At 32.8% G+C, this 21,867-nt stretch carries 18 protein-coding genes and 1 pseudogene; 12 read left to right on the forward strand and 7 right to left on the reverse strand.

The window, feature by feature from the left end; all coding sequences use genetic code 11:
* Nucleotides 1-91 precede the first annotated feature (91 nt).
* From ACEN4L_RS12655 to ACEN4L_RS12695, 9 genes are read left to right on the forward strand one after another with little or no spacing between them, the layout of a single operon-like run.
* Nucleotides 92-2,047 (forward strand): VirB4 family type IV secretion system protein, encoded by a 1,956-nt coding sequence (locus tag ACEN4L_RS12655; RefSeq protein ID WP_407123649.1) that lies wholly within the window; start codon nt 92-94, stop codon nt 2,045-2,047.
* A gap of 14 nt (nt 2,048-2,061) precedes the next feature.
* A complete protein-coding gene (locus ACEN4L_RS12660) occupies nt 2,062-3,399 on the forward strand; it encodes a hypothetical protein (protein ID WP_407123650.1) in 1,338 nt (445 codons plus the stop codon).
* 12 nt (nt 3,400-3,411) lie between these two features.
* Complete coding sequence (locus ACEN4L_RS12665; RefSeq protein ID WP_407123652.1) at nt 3,412-4,410, forward strand: lysozyme family protein; 999 nt, start codon at nt 3,412-3,414, stop codon at nt 4,408-4,410.
* An 11-nt stretch (nt 4,411-4,421) separates the two neighbouring features.
* Nucleotides 4,422-4,970: a hypothetical protein gene (locus ACEN4L_RS12670; protein ID WP_131832546.1), complete on the forward strand. Its 549-nt coding sequence runs from the start codon at nt 4,422-4,424 to the stop codon at nt 4,968-4,970.
* Between the two features lie 21 nt (nt 4,971-4,991).
* Entirely contained in the window at nt 4,992-5,426 is a 435-nt protein-coding gene (locus ACEN4L_RS12675; RefSeq protein WP_131832545.1) for a hypothetical protein, read from the forward strand.
* Between the two features lie 9 nt (nt 5,427-5,435).
* Entirely contained in the window at nt 5,436-6,995 is a 1,560-nt protein-coding gene (locus tag ACEN4L_RS12680; RefSeq protein WP_407123653.1) for a VirD4-like conjugal transfer protein, CD1115 family, read from the forward strand.
* Between the two features lie 16 nt (nt 6,996-7,011).
* Nucleotides 7,012-7,851: a conjugal transfer protein TrbL family protein gene (locus tag ACEN4L_RS12685; protein WP_092093205.1), complete on the forward strand. Its 840-nt coding sequence runs from the start codon at nt 7,012-7,014 to the stop codon at nt 7,849-7,851.
* Nucleotides 7,852-7,868: 17 nt separating this feature from the next.
* Entirely contained in the window at nt 7,869-8,225 is a 357-nt protein-coding gene (locus ACEN4L_RS12690; protein ID WP_092093208.1) for a hypothetical protein, read from the forward strand.
* Between the two features lie 22 nt (nt 8,226-8,247).
* Nucleotides 8,248-10,368: a DNA topoisomerase 3 gene (locus ACEN4L_RS12695; protein WP_407123656.1), complete on the forward strand. Its 2,121-nt coding sequence runs from the start codon at nt 8,248-8,250 to the stop codon at nt 10,366-10,368.
* Nucleotides 10,369-10,575: 207 nt separating this feature from the next.
* Here the strand turns inward: ACEN4L_RS12695 and ACEN4L_RS12700 are convergent, their stop codons facing one another.
* The 3 genes and pseudogenes from ACEN4L_RS12700 to ACEN4L_RS12710 form a co-directional block, all read right to left on the reverse strand.
* A complete protein-coding gene (locus ACEN4L_RS12700; RefSeq protein WP_407123657.1) occupies nt 10,576-10,764 on the reverse strand; it encodes a hypothetical protein in 189 nt (62 codons plus the stop codon).
* 199 nt (nt 10,765-10,963) lie between these two features.
* Nucleotides 10,964-11,924 (reverse strand): annotated as a pseudogene (locus tag ACEN4L_RS12705) (IS30 family transposase).
* Between the two features lie 483 nt (nt 11,925-12,407).
* The gene (locus ACEN4L_RS12710) at nt 12,408-13,433 is read right to left on the reverse strand and encodes an AraC family transcriptional regulator (RefSeq protein ID WP_407123658.1); all 1,026 of its coding nucleotides are present in this window, start codon (nt 13,431-13,433) and stop codon (nt 12,408-12,410) included.
* 203 nt (nt 13,434-13,636) lie between these two features.
* Here ACEN4L_RS12710 and ACEN4L_RS12715 point away from each other — a divergent pair, with 203 nt between their 5' ends.
* The 3 genes from ACEN4L_RS12715 to ACEN4L_RS12725 are packed head-to-tail and all read left to right on the forward strand — an operon-like array spanning nt 13,637 to nt 18,397.
* A complete protein-coding gene (locus ACEN4L_RS12715) occupies nt 13,637-15,010 on the forward strand; it encodes a PTS transporter subunit EIIC (RefSeq protein WP_079650441.1) in 1,374 nt (457 codons plus the stop codon).
* 60 nt (nt 15,011-15,070) lie between these two features.
* Nucleotides 15,071-17,731, forward strand: coding sequence for a glycosylhydrolase-like jelly roll fold domain-containing protein (locus ACEN4L_RS12720; RefSeq protein WP_407123661.1), 2,661 nt, complete (start codon nt 15,071-15,073; stop codon nt 17,729-17,731).
* A gap of 9 nt (nt 17,732-17,740) precedes the next feature.
* Nucleotides 17,741-18,397, forward strand: coding sequence for a hypothetical protein (locus tag ACEN4L_RS12725; RefSeq protein WP_407123662.1), 657 nt, complete (start codon nt 17,741-17,743; stop codon nt 18,395-18,397).
* A 75-nt stretch (nt 18,398-18,472) separates the two neighbouring features.
* On the opposite strand, the gene ACEN4L_RS12730 is transcribed toward ACEN4L_RS12725, so the two are convergent.
* The 4 genes from ACEN4L_RS12730 to ACEN4L_RS12745 all read right to left on the reverse strand — a co-directional run bounded on the left by ACEN4L_RS12730 (nt 18,473) and on the right by ACEN4L_RS12745 (nt 21,705).
* Entirely contained in the window at nt 18,473-18,829 is a 357-nt protein-coding gene (locus ACEN4L_RS12730) for a hypothetical protein (protein ID WP_407123663.1), read from the reverse strand.
* 312 nt (nt 18,830-19,141) lie between these two features.
* Complete coding sequence (locus ACEN4L_RS12735; RefSeq protein WP_407123665.1) at nt 19,142-19,702, reverse strand: hypothetical protein; 561 nt, start codon at nt 19,700-19,702, stop codon at nt 19,142-19,144.
* Nucleotides 19,703-19,759: 57 nt separating this feature from the next.
* On the reverse strand, nt 19,760-20,779 hold the full coding sequence (locus ACEN4L_RS12740) for a hypothetical protein (RefSeq protein ID WP_407123667.1): 1,020 nt from the start codon (nt 20,777-20,779) through the stop codon (nt 19,760-19,762).
* A gap of 404 nt (nt 20,780-21,183) precedes the next feature.
* A complete protein-coding gene (locus tag ACEN4L_RS12745) occupies nt 21,184-21,705 on the reverse strand; it encodes a hypothetical protein (RefSeq protein WP_407123668.1) in 522 nt (173 codons plus the stop codon).
* Nucleotides 21,706-21,867: the final 162 nt, after the last annotated feature.

Genomic DNA, 21,867 nt, shown 5'->3' on the forward strand with positions numbered 1-21,867 from the left:
TACTTCAAAATCTATTACCATGGAGTAAAGAAGTTCAAGAAAGCTGCAAATAACCCTTACTGTAATACAAAACTATTGTAGCAAGGGTTATTTGTTATATCTATATACCGTTTCATTTTGCGCTTACGATGAATTTGGCGTTGGTAATAGTCAAGATATAAGTAATCTAGATGACTTTCTTGATAGTGAGTCCATTAATGGTGTTTATCCATTCAGTTGGGAAGAATTTCCAGATCATATTGAAAGTGGAGATAACTATATTAGAGTATTAGCGATTGTTGATTATCCAAAAGTGAAAAGTGGAAATTGGTTGGCCCCTTTAAAGCGAAAAAAAGGGAATATCACCATTGTTCAAGACTTTGAAAGTAGTAACGCGCGAAAGATGGTTGAGTACTACAACAATACGATAAAAAATAAAGAAGCTGAAAAAGTGGATACGTATGATCCTTTGAAAAAGAAAAAAATAGTCCAAGCTATTGAAACCGCTAATATGCAGTTGAATAAGTATCTTGATAGCGAAGTCACCTATCTTTACCAACATATGTATGTATTCTTGCAGGCTGAAAGTCTAGAAGAATTAAACGCCCTAACAGATAGTGTCAATAATACGTTATCCAAATTACAGTTGAAATCTATGAACCCAATTAAAGCACAATATCAAGCGTTTTGGAGTGCAATGCCCATTGGAGAGAATCTTTTAAAAGATTATACCTTTAAACAATCGAATACAGAAGTAGCTAGTAGTGTCATTCCATTTGATGATGCAGAGATTTTAGACTTAAATCCTCATAGCGATATTGAAGGTATCAATAAAGATACGAATAGCTTAATTGCCATTGATTATATGGATAAACGCAATGTATTAAACCAAAATATGGTGGTCATCGGAACGAGTGGGGTAGGGAAAACCACTTATATGCAACAAAAGATTTTACGGTATATCGCTAAAGGGGTAAAAGTCTTTATTATCGATCCTGAAAATGAATATAGCGAAATTGTAGAACATTTTTGTGGCCAAGTCGTTCATTTAAGTAGTAACTCAGCGACTAAAATCAATCCTTTGGAGATATTTACAGAAGAATTGGACACTAGTCAAGAAGTAAACATAGATTTGTTGATCAAAGATAAAATTCAACGTGTAAAAGGCTTTTTCCAAGTTTTGAAACCCGATTTAACTCAAGTAGAAAAGAGTGTATTGGATTCTGTTTTACATGATTGTTATCGAAATAGTGGCGTTTTACATTACAAAAACATAAAGAGCATTCACCAAGATCAATGGCCTATCCTTTCAGACGTGTTCCAACAAATTGAACGGTTAAGAGATAGCAAAGAAGGAAAAGAGCGATATGAAATTATTAAAGACTTTTACTTTATTCTAGATAGCTACGTTAATGGATCAAATACCTTATTTAATGGTTTTACAAATATTGATATCAATACAAACTTGTTATCTTTTGATCTGAAGGCCTTACAGAATGATGAAGAGATTCAAGGAGCGGCATACTTGAATACCTTTAGTTTCTTGTGGGACGAAATTACGAAGAATAGAACAGAAAACATTAAATTGTTTGTAGATGAATTCCATTTTTTAACACAGAATCCTGACGCTTCAAGCTTTTTCTATCAAGCGTTCAAACGGTTTAGAAAATACAATGCTGGAGCAATCGCAGGCACTCAACAAATACAAGATGTGTTGGATGGAACGATGGGCAACGGGAAAAACGTTGGTGAAGCCATTATTGGAAATAGTTATACTAAATTATTTTTTGGACTTGATCCAAGTAGTTTAGACGATATTGAAAATAAATTGCGAGTGAATTTTTCAAAAAAAGAACGGAAATTACTAGAGAAGAAAAAACAAGGTGAGGGGTTAATAATCAACGGATCCAAACGAGCCTTTATGAAGGTTACTTTAACGGAAGAAGAATTAAGGTTAATCGATTTTGAACAATATCAAGAGAAATACCCAGAAGCCATTCCCAATTATGAAGAACGGATCAAAATGACCCCTATTGAACAAGAAGAAGCTCGGTCATTCCAGTTTTAAAGGAGGCAGTTGTAATGAACAAATCATTTAAAATTTACAATTTTGAATTTGGTACTCTAACAGATGAAAAAAGTACAGTCAAAATTGAAATGGAAAATAGTCAGTTTACGTACGATAACATTGACGAAATTAAAGAGTTACCAATAAAAAAAGACCCTCTTTTTCTTGATTTTAAAGGGATTAAAGAGTCCGAAACAACAGTCAGTTTTCTGTATGAAAAAGGGAGTGCGTTAAAGAACTTAAACACGATAAAAAAGGAAGCCTATCCTGTTAAAGTTTCTATTGTCGAAGAAATTTTAAAACAGGATATCCTTCAAAAATACAAACATACAGATTTATATATATCATTAAATCCAGCGACTCTCTATTACTATCCAATGAATACCGTCCGTTACACTTATACAGCAAATTGTTTTATGCCTAGAGATATGCGGACCACTTTAGAACGGTATAAAGCTTGTATTGTAAGCATCTTAAGCGGCATTGCTTATGAGAAGTGTTTGAACACGCCTGAAGAGGTTCGCAAGATTGGGAATGATTTTATCAAAGAGATCTATCAGCAAAGAAATGTATCTGAATTATTGACTCTTATCCAACAGAGCAATAACTTTGTGACCTATGATTATATTCGTTCCCAAACCAATAGAGAACGAAAAATACGTCAAAAATCACTAGTAGCTTTGGCAGGTACAAGTGTGATTTTTATTGGTATAAGTGGATTGTTACTTGTGAAACAATTGGATCAAGAAGAAGCCCTTGCTTCACAGTACGAAGAACAACTAGAACAAAAAGATACTTTGCTTTTAGCCAATGAAGAATTTGAAAAAGGGAATTATGATGAAGCTATCCAACTTTATCAAGAAGGGGATTACAAGGACGCTCAGCTATCAGAAAAACTACTCAGCAAGGAACAGTACCAAAAAGCCATAGACGTCCATAATGGATCTCTAGAAGCTATTATTCAACGTCTCTATGAGACCAAAGAGCAACAAACCCTTTTAGATTTGAACAGTGATTCGCTAGACGAAAATGGGGAAACGAAACTTGAAGAGGAAAAAGGAATTGTACAAGGCGATACTAATGCCATGGTTAATACACTCAACTTCTTAGATGACGAAAGTACAGGAATTCGTTTAGCCAGAAAATTCATTGATTTGAATGACGTTAATAATGCTCAAAAAGTATTGGATAAGTATCCTGAAAATGAAAATCTTCAAAAACTCCTAGGTATTGGGAAACAGATTCAAGAAAAAACTAAACAAATGAATGATAGCGATGATGAAAAACAAAAAGAAACCCTTCAAAAAGAAGTCGATGATTTGAAAGAGCAGTTGGGAGAGTTTAAAGGGTAAAGGAGTGATCTTTTGCATGTTTTAAAAGCTAGATCTATGAAAAAGTTCTTTTCGTTTATTCTACTACTTGTAGTCATTATGGTTGTCCTCTTCGTAATGTTCTTTAGTTTATTTCAGCAACAAGAAAATAGCAGCACAGGTACTTACGGAGCAGGTCAAGTGCCACAAGCTGTTTTGCAGTATAAACCAGCTATAGAGGTTGAACTTAAAAAACACGGAATGGAAGAGCATATCAATGTTCTTTTGGCCATTACAACGCAAGAAAGTGGCGGTACAGCTTCTTTAGATGTTATGCAAGCAAGCGAGAGTTTAGGACTTGCACCAAATACGATTCAAGACCCCTTATATTCCATTGAAGTAGGAGTAAATTACTTTGTGAATGTTGTGAACCAAGCTAATAAAGCAGGGGTTGATATGGATACGGCTATTCAAGCTTATAACATGGGCAATGGTTTCATAAATTTTGTTGCTGAAAATGGCGGTAAGTATTCTCAAAAACTGGCACAACAATTTTCAAACAATATGAAAACTAAGTTAGGTTGGGCAGTCTATGGAGATCCGAAATACGTAGATCATGTAAAAAGGTATATGGGTTCTTCTAACGAAGAAACAGTTGAAGTAACAGGAGAACTAGCCGATTTTCAAAAACAATTTGAACAATTCCAGGGTATGCCCTATGTCTTTGGTGGTTCAAGTCCAGCTACGTCCTTTGATTGTAGTGGCTTGTGGTATTTCTTGTTTAATCAAAATGGGATAAACGTACCAAGAACTGCACAACAACAATATGATTATTCCCAAAAAATCACTACAGATGAATTAAAGCCAGGTGATTTTGTGTTTTTCCATAGTACTTATGATACCGCTAATTACATTACTCATTTAGGAATGTATATGGGAAATGGAATGATGTTTCATGCAGGCGACCCTTTGCAATACACCAGTATTGAAACACCTTACTGGCAAGAACATCTTGCAGGATTTGGTAGAATGGTTGACTTTAAAGCAGAATAGAGGAAATGAATATGAAAACAAAGATCATTATGATGGTTGAATCAGTCTTGCTTCTTTTAGCGATTATCTCTATCTATGGTCTTTATCAAGATAATCAGCAAAAGGGAACTGATCTTCAAACCAATCAAGAAGAAATCGCACACTTAGAAGAACAGCTGAATGTACAAAACAGCGGAAATAATACTGCTGATATAGCTAAAAAAACGAAATTTGTTAATAGCGCGTTTGCGGATTACTTAAATTACAATACCGACAATTACCGATCTCGTTTTGAAGATATGGAAAACTATTTTTCGCCTAGCACTATTGAACAACTAAGTGGCGCAGGCGGAACGGAAGCTCCAACCATTTCTATTAACAGCAGTACTCAAAACTATAAAACCTATGTGAATCCATTAGAAGATAATTCGTTTGTATTTGTCACAGATATTCATTACCAAGTAGAAGATAACGAACCTACTGTATTTAAAAATGTTTACTTAATTCATCTAAGCGAAGAAAAAGGGCAGTACTTAATCGATCAAGTAGACGTCTTTAGTGGAACACCAACAAATAGCTAACCAGGAACGAGGAGACTAGATATGAACGATAAGAGCAAGATGAAAGGGATTCTTAAAAAAGTTTTATGGATAGTCGTTACTTTTCTCTTTTTAGAAGCTTTATTGATTGCAGCACTTGAAGTCATTTACACACTTTCAGAATATAAATTAGCGATCAATACTGAAATTATAGGAACTCATTTGAAAGAGACGTTTACCCATTTAGGAGATTATATTCAAACAAATTGGGCACAAAAAAATCCCTTCTTTATTCTAGGAACGGGTGTAGTGTTCATTTATTCCGTTTTTACTCATATGGGAAAGGTAAAAAAAGAGGGTTGGGATACCGAAGAAAGCAATGCTTATCATGGATCAGCACGTTGGGGCAGACCACAAGAAGTGGTGGATAATCAGAACTTTACTAAAAAAAGTAAAAAGCAAGTTCAGAGTGAATTTCAAAAATCGCTAGAAAGGTAGGTTTTCTGTATGACAGGCACTATTTTAGGGAAATTAAAAAGCGACTACATTATTCAACCAACAGAAAGCAAGCCAAACCGTAACATTATGGTAGTCGGCGGACCAGGTTCTTACAAAACACAAGGTTTCGTGATTACTAACGTATTGAACGAAACTAAAAATAGCATTGTGGTAACCGATCCTAAAGGCGAAGTTTACGAAAATACCGCAGATTTTAAAGAAAGACAAGGATATGACGTTCATGTTTTGAACTTTAGCAAAATGGAACATTCTGATCGTTACAATCCTATTGATTATGTGAATAGTGATGTCAATGCAACGAATGTAGCCACAAAAATCGTGGATAGCTCCAATAAAGATGGTAAAAAAGATGTGTGGTATTACTCGCAACGATCTTTGCTCTCAGCGTTAATTCTTTATGTAAAATATGAATTAGAACCTAAAAACCGTAATATGGCAGGACTGGTCAATTTCTTGCAAGAAAAAAATGAATCCGATACAGATGACGAAGAAAGTGATCTAGACAAGGCTTTTTCAGTTCTTGAATTAAATCATCCTGCACGGAAATTGTACGAGTTAGGGTATAAAAAATCTCGTGGGGATATGAAAGGAAGCATTATTGTTTCTTTGCTGACGTCTATTTCGGACTACATTAATAATACAGTGGCTGAATTTACAAGTTTTAGTGATTTCAACTTACAAGATATAGGCAAAAAGAAAACAATGCTTTATGTCATTATTCCAGTCATGGATACCAGTTGGGAAGGGCTAACCAATATTTTCTTTTCACAGCTGTTTGATCAGCTGTATGAGTTAGCGTCCAATCACCACTCAAAATTACCTGTTCCTGTTAATTTTATCCTGGATGAATTTGTTAACTTAGGGAAATTTACGAATTATGAAGAGTTTTTGGCCACTTGTCGTGGTTATGGCATTGGAGTATCAACAATTATTCAAACTCTTACACAATTACAAGACAAATATAATAAAGAGAAAGCAGAAAGTATTTTAGGGAATTGTTCGATTCAAATTTGTATGAACGCTGCGAATAACACTACAGCCAAATATTTTTCCGATTTACTAGGTAAGGCGACTGTTAAGGTAGCCACAAGTAACAAGAGTGCTTCAAAAAACTCTAAACAAGAGGGGAGCAGTACCAGTCATTCAGACAATGAGTCGTACACCGCTCGTGATTTAATGACCGCAGGCGAAGTAAAAAGTATGGCAGATGATACAGAGCTAATTATCTTTGCAAACCGGCCACCCATGAAGGTTAAAAAAGCCTATCAATTCGAACTATTTCCAAAGCCGGAACGATTGCTAAATCAAACTGAATATGAAAAAAATACAAATCCTGCACAGATTGAACGTTTAAATGAAAAGCAAGCTGAATTTGAACGTGAGCACATAGAACGAGAAGAAAATAAAAAGAATAGATTAGCTGAAAAAGCCAAAGAAAAAGAAGAAAAAGAGCATGCAAAAAAAGAAAGACGGAAACAAGAAGCAATGGAACAAACAATGGCAGAATTTAGTGACGGAGAAAGTTATTTTTCAGCATTTGAAGAGTAAAAGGAGTGATTAATATATGCCTAGTTTCGACAATATTGGCGATAAAATTACAGAGGTATTTGTAGACTGGTTAAAAGATTTAATTAACCTCTTTATTGAATTTTTACAAAATTCCTTATTTAATTATGATGGTTTAGCAGGATACGCTTTAGACGCTTATAATTTATTTGTCTTCTTTGGCGGTATTCTACTTGTATCCGTTTGTTTAGGAAAAGTTATTACTCAACTTTTATCGGAATCAGAGGGAAGCGAAGAAGCGAATATCTGGTGGACAATTGTCAGATCAGTTAAAGCGAGTGCTTTACTTGTCATTATGCCTTTAGTTATTTCATTAACTATGAATTATATTGTACAGCCAATAGGAAATTACTTTATTGGAAATATGGGTGAACTGACGACAAGTAGTTTAGTTAATACTTTACAAGCTGACAGTTTACCTGACGTTTTTAGTGCAGGTATTAGCCAAGTTGTTATTTGGCTTTTTATATTTGTTGTTATAGGTTTTTTCGTCATAAAACTGTTTATTGAACAAGCTCAACTCCTCATAGATGAAATTTTATCACCTCTATGCGCTATATCTGTTGTAACAGAAAATTATAATTTTATGGAGAATTGGTGGCGAGATATTTTATCTCATACCGTTACAATCATTGTGTTAACATTGTCCATGCTACTCTTTACAGAGGCAATCACTATGCAAACAGATACGGTTTGGGGTAAATTACCAGCCTTAATCGGTAGCGGTGCATTAGTCATTAGTGGTCCATCTATTGTGAAAAGTATTTGGTATTCAAGTGGAGCAGGTCGAGCAGGTTCAGGGATGGCAAGAGCCGTAGTTCACCGCATGTTACGTTAAAAAGGAGAGGAAATACTATGAAGAAAGTTTTATTTATTTTACTTACTCTAATAGCATTAATTACTTTAGAAGGGTGCGGTACAGACATTCAAAGTGATTTACAATCAAAAGAATGGAATGTTGTTTCAACCAATGGCGAAGCTTATACTGCTCAATTTGGAGAAGAAACTGTTACTTTTGAAATGTTAGGATTCCAACTTGGATATACTTATAAAATTGTAGATAACGTAATTACTTTTCAAGAAAATGGTGAAGAAGAATCATTTTCTTTCGAAGTAACAGAAAATGAAGATGATTATCAATTGAAAGCAGCTAATGAAGATGTTAAGAAAGAAAATGGAGATTTAACTCTTTCGCCACGAGTAAATAAATAAGCATTGAGAAGGGAGTGAGTTGATGGGCAATACAGTTATCTTAGCGGAAAAACCAAGCCAAGCAAAAGCTTATACAGACGCTTTTGCTAAAGTAGAGAAAAAAGACGGTTATTACAATGTAACAGATAACGATCTGCCAAACGCAACCATTACTTATGGTTACGGACATTTAGTATCTTTGTATGAACCTGAGAAATATAATTCTGATTGGAAAAAGTGGCAACTAGATATGCTGCCTATTTTCCCTGAACATTATCAATTTCAAGTTTCTAAGGGAAAATCAAAACAATACAAAATTGTAAAGGGATTGCTAGATAAGGCTGATAAGATCATTATCGCAACGGACAGTGATCGTGAGGGCGAAGCAATTGCTCGTTTGATTATCAATCTATCCGGGAACAGCCATAAGATAATTCAAAGACTTTGGATCAATTCCCTAGAAACAATTGAAATTAAAAAAGGTTTTCAGCACTTAAAAGATGGGGCAGACTTTTATTCTACCTATAAAGAAGCAGAAACAAGACAAATTGCCGATTGGTTGGTAGGGATAAATCTTTCTCGTTTGTACACCTTATACATGCAACGAAATGGCTTAAAAGGCGTTTTTAGTATTGGCCGTGTCCAGACACCAACCCTTTATTTGATCTACCAACGAAACCAAGAAATAAAGAGCTTTGTGAGCAAACCATTTTATGAATTATATGCTACGTTTACTGATCAAAATAGAGAATATCAAGGAAAGTATAGAGAACGATTTGATACTGTAGAGGAATTACAGCAATTTAAAGAAAATCATGAATTGACTAAAGACGTTACTGGTGTGATAGAAGATGTAAAAGTCGAAGAAAAGAAAACCTATGCACCAAAATTGTTTAGCTTATCAGACCTGCAAGCAGCAGCCAATAAAAAATACGGCTATGGAGCTTCAGAATCTTTAGCTATCGTTCAAAAACTTTACGAAAAGAAATATCTCTCTTATCCCAGAACCGACACGAATTATATTGGAACACCAGAATTTAATTACTTAAAAGATCACTTAACTTACTACTTAGATTTAGTAGGAGAAGCGATTAGACATCCGCAATTGAGTGAAAATAAACGCTATGTAAATGGGGAAAAGGTCCAAGAACATTTTGCTATTATTCCAACAAAGACACTCCCGAAATTAGAGAGTTTATCCGAAAAAGAACGGAATATTTATCAACTCGTTTTATATCGGACATTAGCCATTTTTGAAGAGCCTTATGTTTATAACGAAACAACCATTATAACAAAAGCAAATGACGTTTTATTCAAAACCACTGGTAAAGTAGAGAAAAATTTAGGGTGGAAACAATTATATAAAATAATAAGCAAAGAAAGTAAGGACAGCGAAAGTGAACAATTTTTGCCCTCAGTTGAAGCTGGGGAACTCTTTCGAACAGACCCATTTCATAAAAAAGGTGAAACAAAACCTCCAAGTTACTATACAGAAGGTACTCTCATCACGGCTATGAAAAACGTAGGGCGAACCATTGAAGATGAAGATAACAAGGAAATACTAAAAGAAACGGAGGGGATTGGAACAGAAGCCACCAGAGCCAATATCATTGAAACGCTAAAAAAACAAGAATATATCAAAACTCAAAAAAATAAGATTTATGTTACGCAAAAAGGTACGACTCTTTGCGAAGTTATTCAAAATGACGAAATAGCGAATTCTGAAATGACTGCTAAGTGGGAGAAATACCTCAAAAATATTCGGCATGGACAAGGTACACAAGAAGCTTTCTTAAAGAGTATTCAAAATTTTATTACTCACTTGGCCGAAAAAGTTCCTGAAACTTTCGAGCATAGCCATATCAAAGAACACGCTAAAAAGATTGATCAAAATGACGCCATAGGAAAGTGTCCTTCATGCAATAGTAACATTATTGATAAAGGAAAATTTTATGGTTGTACTGGGTATAGTAATGGCTGTAAGTTTTCTCTTCCTAAAAAATGGAGTAGCAAAACATTGACTAAGACAAATATAAAAGATCTTTTATCGAAAAAAGAGACAAGTTTGATAAAAGGATTTAAAAGCAAAAAAGGGTACATCTTTAATGCGAAATTGAAAATACACAATAACAAACTAGAATTTGATTTCTCAGACAGTAAATAAGAAAACAAGGGCACTACAATTCGTTATAAAGTTGTAGTGTCCTTTTTTAGATTAATTTTAATCATTTTAATAAAAAGAGCAGGAATTCCAATTGTATTATGAAATTCCTGCTCTTTTAACTATATATAATATTTTCAAAAGCAATTCTAATACGATTTCAAATTACAAACTAACTATAGGCAAAACGTGCCCAAAACATTTTAAAAATTAGTTTTTATCATTATGTGGTTGTTCATTTGCTTTTTTTAATTCTATTTGTAGGGCAACAATGGCATTTTCGATAATGTCTTGTTGAGTTGCTTGAATCTGTAATTCTGTTTTTAGATATTCTTGGACTTCTTCAACCACCATTAAAATACCGTAATTGATTGAAACATTCACATTTGATGATGACATATTATTCACCTCCTCCTTATTACACTTATAAAAACGAAAAGAAAAGAAAAACTGTTACTCTAATTCAAAAAAACACAAAAAAAAATAAGTTATTGCCAATAATGGTGAAGATTTATCTAATTGAGAATAAGTATTCTTATGAATAAGATTTAGGAGGAGGAACCAATTATCTGGTTTCTCTTTTTCTTCTTTTCGTTTGTCAAATTAAGTTAGACAATTCCCACTCATTAATGTAATTTAAAAATACTTCTAACGGTGTCTGATACTGTAAATATTTTCTTGGGATCTGATTTCTTACTGAAGCGACTGCAGAGACAAAAGATTGATCGACTTGGTTAAAATCCATTTCTTTCGGTAAACCGTCTTTTCGAAGCAGTCCATTAGAATGCTCGTTTAAAGCTCGCTGAGATGGAGTTCCTGGATCAGCAAAGTAAATAGCAACATCATTTAAATTACTAATGGTTTTCCAGTTGGAAAAATCTTTTCCACAATCAAATGTAATGGATTTTGAAGAGATTTCTTGGAATACATTGGAACCAGTTGTTTATAGCTTCTTCAACATCTTGTGCTTTACGCCCATTGGGCTTCAAAGTAATAATGGCTTTTGAAATCCGTTCAACCAATGTGATTACAGCACTTTTATGATGAACGCCAACAATAGTGTCTCCTTCTAAATGACCAAACTCGTCTTCAAATTGAGGATAATCCGTTAATCTTTCAGATATATTTCTTTTGAAAGCTTGTTTCCCTCGTTTTTCTTTATGACCGTTTGGTTTACGTTTTCCTTTCATAGGAAGAGTTGTTTGATCAAAGAACCCTTGTTTGAACTGTCGGTACAAGGTGCGTGAGGAACAAGCGATGAACCTTTCTGCACGACCAATAATCACATCTGGAGTCCATCCTTGAGCAACCATCTTTTGAATACATTCTTGTTGGTCATTGGGTAAGGTAATAGGATGTCTACCGCAGCGCTTCTTATTTTCTTTGTATTGTTTAAAGTAATCAAGAGCCGTGTAGCCTTTCCTTAGGAAAGTAACTACGTTATGAATCGTTTGACGTGAACGGCCAATGTAGATGGCAATTTTCAATACAGAAATTTTTTGATGAAAATAAGCTTCTATCATTACAAGTTCTTCAGTGGTAAGATGGGTGTAGGTCATTCGTGATCACTCCTATGTTTTCTTTGGTCGGAAATACATTTTGAGTGTACCACGAATGACTTTTTTATTTGTCTAGCTTAATTTTACAATCGGCGAATCAAAAAGCTGACAGAGAAGAAACTTGTGTAAATATCATATAGGTTTAATTTATATGTGCAAGAAATTTTTAAAAAGAATTGAATTGAGGCTGGGATAAAAGGTCTCTCAAAAAAATACACTCCCAAAACTGTGAACTATTTTGTTCAGTAGTGGGAGTGTTTTTTTCTATATCTCTATCAAAACAAACGAAAGTGGGACTACTTTTTTCACAAAAGTAGTCTTGTCCCATCCTCTAATTGAGAATAAATAGTCAAAATACGATGTATATTCAAATGACTTATTTGAGATCTTTTTAACTAAATTATATTTTTCTAATGTACAATATGTTACATAATTGGTAAATAATGAATAAAATATATATTCAATGTCAAAAACAAGAAGAATTTAAAACTCTCTAGATTCTTTAAATTTTTTTCTATAATTATTTGGTGTGAGTGAATAGCGTTCTTTGAAAATCTTATTGAAAAATCCGTAATTTTGGTATCCAACTTCACCAATAATTTCTTCAATTGTTAAATCAGTATTTAACAATAAAAAAACAGCCTTATTTAAACGTTGCTCTTGGACTAACTGTTTAAAAGTTTTACCAGTATGCTTAGGGATATAGCGACTTAAATAATTTGGATGGAAAGAAAAATGTTTTGCTGCGCTTTCTAATGTGCAGGACATATAATTTTCTTCTATATATTCAAGAATTTTTCTAGCATCATTTAAAGAATTTTCGTTATGCCTTTCTTGTTGATTTTTTTGGTAGTAATGAAGTAATTCCGAAAAGATTAACACCAAATAAGCATTAATAGTATCTTTCGAAGAAAAGGAAGGGTCATAATAATCACATAATAAGTTTTCTACAAAATAAGGTAGTTTTGTACTCTCTTGGCAATGAAATAAAATGTATCGATTATGTTTTTGACTTTTTGAAATAGCTTCTAACAAAAAATCAGACATGATGCTATTACTTGAAAGACGACTTAACATTGAAGCATTAAAATAACTTTTTTTCATAAGGAAATTTATAATAATATCATCTTTTTCCGCATTTATGATCGTATGTGGAACATTCGTGTCCATTATACAAATATCTCCTTGATTTAGTACAATCTCCTTTTCTTGGATAATTGCAGAACAAGACCCTGAGTAAATATAGTTCATTTCTACATAATCATGTATATGTATGGGAATAACAGAGTACCGAGAGTGTTTTACAATTTCCAATTTTGGATTAAAAGTATAAGGGTTAGGTTTGTCTTTAATTTGTTGATCAAATTTAAAGACATAAATCTCTTTGTCATCGATGAACGTTTTAGAAATCTTACTATAAAATAGAGAATCATCATTTGAATGGTTTTTATACTTCGATTCACTTATAGTCATTTCAAAAAGTTGTTGTTTAATAGTTTCGGTATTCAAATCGTGTCTCCTTAGTTAAGTTTGGTAACTATATTGGTTAATAAACATAATATCATATTACGTTAAAAATTTATATAATACAAATGAAAGCGCTAGTTTTTTTGATAATTCGCTTTTTATTATGAGGGAAGTGTTATAAAAGCGCTTTTAAAATAATAGTACATTTCTTTAAGTAGGTTAAAAAAAGAAAGGGAGGATTCGTTGTGGATTATAAAAAAATAGCAGCTGAAGTTGTTGGGAAAGTAGGAGGGAATTCAAATATTGTTAGTGTTACTCATTGTATGACAAGATTAAGATTTGTGCTAAAAGACAACAAGCAGGCAAATGACGAAGAAATAAAAAAAATTCCTGGCGTGTTGGGAGTAGCTGTATCCGGAGGTCAGTACCAAGTTATAATTGGAACAGAAGTATCGAGTGTTTATACTGAAATAGTCAATACAATGGATGTAACTGGTGGTGGCTCTATCGATGTAGACGAAGGCGATATACCAAAAGAAGATGGAAATTTATTTAATCGCTTTTTTAAATTAATTTCTGGAATCATTTTCCCAGTAATGGGAGTTATGACTGCTGGCGGTATCATAAAAGGAGTTTTAGCAGGTTTAACATCATTTAATGTTTTGTCAGAAGCAAGTGGAACTTATCAAATTTTGTATTCTTTTGCAGATGGATTTTTTTATTTCTTGCCAGTCATTTTAGGTTTTTCAGCTGCTAATAAGTTCAAGTCAAATCCCTATATTGGTGCGACAATAGGTGCGGCATTAGTTTATCCTAGCATTGTTAGTTTTTATAATGAAGGAATTGCACTTACATTTTTAAAAATTCCAGTGGTATTAACAAGTTATGGAAATTCAGTTTTTCCAATCATTGCTGGTGTAGCAGTGGCAGCTTATATTGAAAAGAAAATTGATCATAAAATGCCAACAACTGTTAAATTATTCGCAACCCCGTTAATTACACTAATAATTACAGTTCCGCTTACCTTTTTAGTAGTGGGACCAATTATGACAATTATTAGTGATTTCTTGGCTTCTGGCACTCAATCAATTTATAACTTCAGTCCAATACTAACTGGCGTTATTTTAGGAGCTTTTTGGCAATTAGTTGTTATCTTTGGTTTACATTATGCGTTTATCCCAATTTTGATTAATAATATTGCTACACTGGGAGCCGACCCAATAAATGCAATATTAAATGTTACTATTTTTGCTTTAGCCGGCTCTGCAATTGGGTTTGCCATGAAACAAAAAAATAAAGAAAAAAGAGCACTTGGTTTTTCTACAGGTATAACAGGATTATTTGGTGTTACAGAACCAATTATATATGGAGTAGCGCTCCCATATAAAAAACCTTTTATTGCTGCCTTTATTGGGGGAGGTATAGCTGGTGGTATTACGGCAGGAATGGGTGCAAAAATGTTTGGTTTTGGTGGAAATGCAATATTTGCTGCGCCACTATTCATTAACCCAGAAGGAATTGATAATAGTTTTACAGCGTACATTATTGCTTCTTTAATAGCGTTCTTTGTACCTTTAGTTATTTCTTACATTATAACTATTAAAGAAGAAGTTATATAAATATAAGGGGAAACAGGTAATCTTGTTTCCCCTGACAATTTTTAGATAGGTGGTCTTAAAATGAAAAAATTACAAAAGGTTTTAGAAAATAAAGAAGAGAATTATATTTTTCCTTTTTTGTGGATGCATGGTGAAAAAGAAGAGAAAATAAGAGAATATGTTCAAAAAATAAATGAAGCAGGAATAGGTGCACTGTGTGTAGAACCAAGACCTCATCCAGATTTTTTAGGAGAAGAATGGTGGCAAGATTTAAAGATTGTTCTTGATGAAGCAACGAAAAGAAAGATGAAGGTTTGGCTGTTTGATGATGCTCATTTTCCTACAGGCTATGCAAATGGCGCTATTACTAAAAAGCATCCTGAGTTACGAAAAAAGTATTTAAAAATTGCACAAGTAGACTATCACGGACCACAAGCAGAAGCTGGTATTATCGTAAAATGGCAAGCTGGTGGAGATCGAAATACAATTATAGCTGTTGGAACAGATAATAATCAGTTGAGTTCAACGTTAACTGAAAGTGACGAAAAAATCATTGCAGTACTTGCTGCAAAATTGATTGACTACGAAACAATTGATACAAAAACAATGATAAATATCTCTGATAAACTCCAAGACGGTGTAGTTTATTGGGATATCCCTGAAGATAATTGGCGTGTCTTTATCCTAGTTGAAACATTTAATGGAGGAGAAGAGTCTACTGAAGGGTACTTGAACCCTATAGATCCAGAGGCGACACAGGTGTTGATTGAGGAAGTGTACCAAGCTCATTTTGAACATATTGGGGAATATTTTGGTAATACTATTGCAGGATTTTTTACAGATGAACCAAGATTTGGAAATATCAAAGGACCTGATGCATCTATTGGACGAATGGAGATGGTTCTTCCATGGCGCTCTGATATGTTGGATATTCTGACAAAAAATTTAGCAACAGATCCATTACTTTTATTGCCGTTGCTTATGACCAATGGGAATGAACAGGAAAGTTTTATTCGTTATCATTATATGGATGTTATTTCAAAATTGTATTCAGAAAACTTCAGTGGGAAGTTGGCAGAATGGTGTGCCAATCATAATGTGGAATACATTGGACACTTGATTGAAGACAATAATGCTCATGCTCGTTTAGGATATGGCGCGGGGCATTTTTTTCGAGGAATTAAAGATCAAACACTTTCGGGAATTGATGTAGTATTGCACCAATTGTTACCAGGAATGGATCAAGGGTATTTTAAAACTTTCACATCAACTGGTTGGGATGGAGAATTTTTCCACTATGGCTTAGCCAAACTAGGATCATCACTAGGACACTTAGACGCAAAAAAACAAGGAAGAACAATGGTGGAATTATATGGTGCTTATGGATGGAGTGAAGGATTAAATTTAATGAAATGGATGACAGATCATATGCTTGTACGTGGCATAAATCATTTTGTTCCACATGCTTTCAATATGTCTCCATTCCCTGATGCAGATTGTCCACCACATTTTTACGCACATAATAAAAATCCACAATTTCCTTATTTAGGACTGTTAATGAACTATACAAACCGAGTTGCTGAGCTATTAAATGGTGGACATCACGCTAAAAGTGCCTTTATTTTATACCATGCAGAAGCTGAATGGTCGGGAGAATATATGTTATTTCAAAAGCCGGCTAAACAGTTGATACAGCACCAAATTGATTTTGACATCTTACCAATCGATTTCTTACCAGATTTGACAGTAACTGATGGAAAAATGGGAATGAATGGTGAACATGCAGATGTATTAATCGTTCCTTATGCTGAAAGATTACCAAAAACTTTTTTTGAACAAATCCGCTTGCTCTTATCTAAAGGAGCCTCTATCATTTTTATTGATAATTATCCAAAAGAAACTAGTGAAGAAACGTCCATTTCTACTGAAATTGAAAGGTATGAATTATCTGAAAAAGTAGAGATTGTATCTATTAAAGAATTGGTAACTGTTTTAAGAGAAAAAAAAATATATGATATCTTACCAAAAAATAACTATCAAAGCTTACGCTATTATCATTATCTACAGGAAAATAGCATTTACATGTTTTTCAATGAATCTCCCGATGATAAAGTACTAACGGAAATTGAATTAAGCGAAGAAGGATTTATTTACGAATACGATGCTATGGAAAATAAATTATGGTCCATAGGCACTCAAAAAGATAATAGGATTAGACTTTCTCTGGTGCCGCAAGAAGCAAAAATATATATTATTTCCGATAATAAATTATTAGAGCAAAGTTCCAGTAAATATTTTGATAAGAAGGTAGCTCTTGAAATTAAATCACCATGGAAAGTCTCTTTACACAGTACAAATGGTAATCAAGGTAGCCATGAAAACTTTGAATTAGAAAATTTAGCTAATATTACAGGTCCAAAATTATATCCACGTTTTTCTGGTATTATAAAATACAAAACAACAATGATTCTTGACGAATTTGAAGAACAGGTAAAATATGAATTAGATTTAGGTAATGTTTATGAAATTGCTACTGTTTCAATTAATGGAAAATCAGTAGGAACTAAGATTTCTAAACCATATGTTTTTGACATAACTGATTTTATCAAAGAAAAGAGAAATAATATTGAAATAGAAGTAGTAAATACCTTGGGTACACAACAACAAGACTTCTTGTCTCAATATAGAGCACTTCAACCTAGCGGATTGTTAGGGAATGTACATCTTATAAAAAAATATTAGATTAAATAAATGAAAGGATTGCCCTGTAGCGTTTCAGATTCGCGACAGGGTTTTATATACAATTTAAATCCTGACTTTTTTATTTCAATAGAAAATGATGATCTAACTCGTCATGAAGTAGAAGCTTTAAGTATCGATCAAATAAAAGTACGAATGGGATGGAACCAGTTAAAATTAAAATATAGAAACCTAACGATTAAGTCTCTATTTTTAGTATCCCTTGATGGAGCAAGATACCACACAACTGTTCCCGAGTACGCGTTTATTGCAAGCAGTACAGGTAAGCGACCATTTTTATCTTTATCTTATTATAGAATGCTAGAAGATTCCTTTGAGTACTTAGTCAATCATATGATCAACTTTGCTCCGAATTCATTTACTAGTTATGGTTCTGATTCTAGTGAACAAGCTAGAAATAATATTGTCATTTATCAAAGTAAGGAAGAAGAGTCAGGAGTACAAAATAAAATAGTAAATAAATACCCAGACTTAGCTGAATTAATTGAGCCGTCATCTGAAGAGGTAGACTTTTTTTCTCAAAAAGTAAAATCTGAAATTAACAAAAAAATGGAGTATGATAAAGAGAATATTCGATATATCCTTCGCAAAAGAAATTTAGCTCAATTAATTAACAAAGAGATGCTTACTTACTATAGTGATATTTAAATTTATTACATGAAATATTTGCTCAAAAAAAAGAACCTTGTTCGAAGGTTCTTTTTTGTATGTATGGAGAACAGACTATAAATACTTATGTTTCATACTTTCTACAAGCATTGATAGTACTTTTATTTTTACTTCCATTGGAATGATCGTTTCATCGTTGTCTTCATCATAATGTATATCAGACTCAAATAAGGCGTGGTAGATAAAATCATCACCAATTTTATCTACTACAGACAATAAGAGATCTTCAAGATCTTGTTCATATTTTTCGGTATCTTGGTCATACATGAATTTAGGCTCTAATTTAGAAATCAAAATATTAATGGACTCTATAATTAATTCTCTATTTTCCTTATCTTTTCCAGAGATACTAAGTTCAAGGTTAGCGCTACCATCGTTTAAATTGTGACTAGAATACTTAATTTTATTCATATTTTCCTCCTATATTATAAATCATAATGCATTATACCTTAATAAATTTTTTTTTGAAACTAAAGTTCTTTGTTATCTATCTAGGGTGCACCTAAAAACCAACATTGGATATACGCTAATAATAACAGTCGCATAGTGGAGAGTAAAAGTATCGGACAAAAAGAGAAAATATGAAATACGAGAATAGGCTCTCACTTTGGTGAATACTAGCGAAGACTAGACACTAAAAATAAAAAAAGTAAACATAAAATATAATAACTGGACGTTGACTCTTTTAGAGGTTTCTGTTTATCTAAGCTATACTCTGAGTACTTAAATAGTGCTTCTAAAATATAGATGTAAAAAACTATAGAGATCATGCTTTACCTTTTTATAATTTTTACTAGGAACTCCATATATACCATTGAACTCAAAATGAAATTTAACTAAATCTCCGTTTACACGGCAAGTTATCTTGTTTCCAGGAATAGTTTCTGCAGAATTACATTGTACTAGCAGATATTCGTCTGAATGTATTTGTTCGATTAGGTTTTCTTTCTTTTTATATATTAAACGATTAGTAATATATCCCATGCTCCGCCATTCATAGATCTTAATGTTTCGCATAACTTTTCCAGGAAACCCGATAACGAAAAATTCAGTGGCTGATTCGTCTAGAATAATTATTTTTCTAATTGGGTAATCGCTTTGGATCTCGTCAACGCTAATATTAGCATAATGTCTATAGATGCACTCTACGTATTGATCTTTCTCAGTGAAGTAAAAGAATAAGAAAATAATTGTTTTGATTAAGGCCCATCCACCGAAAATAGTAAGTGTTATATCTATATAGCTAATTATATCTATCCAAGTTGTTACTGTTGTATCAGTCATTTATATCTGCCCTTTTAGTAAAATTTTGGTAAAATGATTAGCTTTTTCTCAATTAAGTTAATCTCTAAAAATCATATATTTAAAGCAATTATCAATTTCTTCGTCTGTTTTAGAAAAAATGCCTGTATGGTGAGAGAAGATTGTTCTTAATACAAAATCAACTTTTTGACAAACTGCTTCTATTGATTCAAGCTTCTCATAATATTTTTTGATAGAATCTCCGTGTACGATTTTTGATCGATAATTGTATGCAGTTTTTATCGCTGCATAATACTGAAGACGTTCGTCAAGATTACCACCTAATAAAATAGCCACTCGTTCAGATATTTGATGTGCTAATTCGTTGGTTGATGTAGTAAATAAGCACTCTAGTGCTGAAATGTAATTAAGTAGTTTAGTAGGAATAATAGACGAAGCTCTAGCAGCCACTGTAAAATACTTTGCCCTGTCAACTCGATTAGAATCTTTTTCTTTGATAAAAATATCAGGAATGGGTAATTTACCACCTATAGTGTCCTCATCTTTCTTATCTATAGACATCCAGTAGTTATCAGAAAAATCTAATTCTGCAGAGTAATCGTTGTACGCTTTCTTAATTTCATAATCAGAAAAAACAACTGGTTCTATTTTTCCGTTCCTGTTTGTAATGACTTCGGATAATGATCCTTTAAAAGAGTGTGCGTTTATATATTCACTATTTATTTTTTTGTCATAGATTAAAAGAAATCCATCTCGAATGTATATGCTATTGTCTTTAACAAACCAAAGTTTATGTGTAAAAGCCTGAATCTCTCTCAGCATTTTAAATACTATTATTCCGTTTTTATTAATATTTATAAATTCTCTAGCCTCATTTATTTCTTCAAATGTTCCTTTGATATATAAGTATGTAGAGTTGTCGCTAAATTCAAGTAAAGAATGTTCCCCCATTGTTTCCATTAAAGGATTGGTATAGATAATATCGGCAAGCGGATCTTTACCATTAGAAATACGTATATTATTTCCTAACTTTATTCCTTTATTATATGTGCGCCCTAACTCTAGGTTATGTAATACAGTTATAAATAGGTATTTCATAAATAACCCCTCTTTATGATCTGGATTTTTGTAAAATAGTTATCTTAATGCGTAGTAACTATACTACTATAACAGAAGTATGACACTAAAAGAAAAGCAGTTTAAACTATATAAAATGCTATCTGATTAATATTTTTATTGTAATATGAACAAATATATATCAGATTCAATGAACATAAAAAAGTTTAGCGTTGTAGAATATAGTCATAACTTAAGACTAATGAACATGAATTAACAAGCGTTACCTAATAAGGTTTGGTTATACTCATTTCTTATAATCATAAGGTGTAAAATCAATCTTAACGAAAGATATGGATATAAAAAACGCATTTTAGTCCAGTTTCGTGGATAGTGATCCACTTTCAAATCTGAAACAGGCTTAAAATACGTTATTTTTCTCTTGATTACTGATTCATTTCATTTATACAGTAGCTTATTAAGCTTAAAATTCTAAAATACAAATATTCTCTAAAATCATCCGAATAAATAGGCTCTTTTCCGTTTTCGAAATGTCTAATATGGTAAGTATTGCCTATCTGTGTTAATTCCTGAAATTCTCTGCTTATCAACTCTTTTGTTACTGGTGATTCTTTACTAACTATATCAATTAGTCTAGTTACAGACTTCTTTTTATTTTCTCCATAAATAGTCTTTAATCTTTCGAAAGTATCCCAAATTTTCTCTAATGCAATTTGCTTCTGTTTAGATTCCTTAGATCTTATATATATCTTCGATTCTTCTATTTTTTCATTAATTATTTCATCTATAGATCGAGGTGTAGTTTGATTTAATTGTTCATTACCTTCATTCTCAATTTCCTCATTGGACTGTTGCTCCGCTGGATTAACAATCATATAAGCTAATATAGCTTCTTTTAATTGTTCAAGTTCTGGACGGTAATCAAATTCCGTTCCAGCGGAAGTCATTTTCCCTGATTCCCTAACATGTTTTGTTAGTCCAGATCACTAGTGTTGCATAAATATAGTCAGAATATTCTGAATTATTATTTTCTTGAAAAAAGTAAAAAAAATCGAATGCTTACGCAAAGGATGACTATTTCCAGAAAATTTTGCTTATTTAGCTGATTC

The organism is Desemzia sp. FAM 23988, from assembly GCF_045528365.1.
In the GTDB taxonomy this organism is placed as follows: Bacteria; Bacillota; Bacilli; order Lactobacillales; family Carnobacteriaceae; genus Desemzia.

Coding starts and splice junctions, on each gene's coding strand:
- ACEN4L_RS12680 (WP_407123653.1), top strand. CDS start 5,436: ATGACAGGCACTATTTTAGGGAAATTAAAAAGCGACTACATTATTCAA.
- ACEN4L_RS12700 (WP_407123657.1), bottom strand. CDS start 10,764: ATGTCATCATCAAATGTGAATGTTTCAATCAATTACGGTATTTTAATG.
- ACEN4L_RS12660 (WP_407123650.1), top strand. CDS start 2,062: ATGAACAAATCATTTAAAATTTACAATTTTGAATTTGGTACTCTAACA.
- ACEN4L_RS12675 (WP_131832545.1), top strand. CDS start 4,992: ATGAACGATAAGAGCAAGATGAAAGGGATTCTTAAAAAAGTTTTATGG.
- ACEN4L_RS12725 (WP_407123662.1), top strand. CDS start 17,741: ATGAAAGGATTGCCCTGTAGCGTTTCAGATTCGCGACAGGGTTTTATA.
- ACEN4L_RS12670 (WP_131832546.1), top strand. CDS start 4,422: ATGAAAACAAAGATCATTATGATGGTTGAATCAGTCTTGCTTCTTTTA.
- ACEN4L_RS12690 (WP_092093208.1), top strand. CDS start 7,869: ATGAAGAAAGTTTTATTTATTTTACTTACTCTAATAGCATTAATTACT.
- ACEN4L_RS12730 (WP_407123663.1), bottom strand. CDS start 18,829: ATGAATAAAATTAAGTATTCTAGTCACAATTTAAACGATGGTAGCGCT.
- ACEN4L_RS12695 (WP_407123656.1), top strand. CDS start 8,248: ATGGGCAATACAGTTATCTTAGCGGAAAAACCAAGCCAAGCAAAAGCT.
- ACEN4L_RS12745 (WP_407123668.1), bottom strand. CDS start 21,705: ATGACTTCCGCTGGAACGGAATTTGATTACCGTCCAGAACTTGAACAA.
- ACEN4L_RS12720 (WP_407123661.1), top strand. CDS start 15,071: ATGAAAAAATTACAAAAGGTTTTAGAAAATAAAGAAGAGAATTATATT.
- ACEN4L_RS12735 (WP_407123665.1), bottom strand. CDS start 19,702: ATGACTGATACAACAGTAACAACTTGGATAGATATAATTAGCTATATA.
- ACEN4L_RS12685 (WP_092093205.1), top strand. CDS start 7,012: ATGCCTAGTTTCGACAATATTGGCGATAAAATTACAGAGGTATTTGTA.
- ACEN4L_RS12740 (WP_407123667.1), bottom strand. CDS start 20,779: ATGAAATACCTATTTATAACTGTATTACATAACCTAGAGTTAGGGCGC.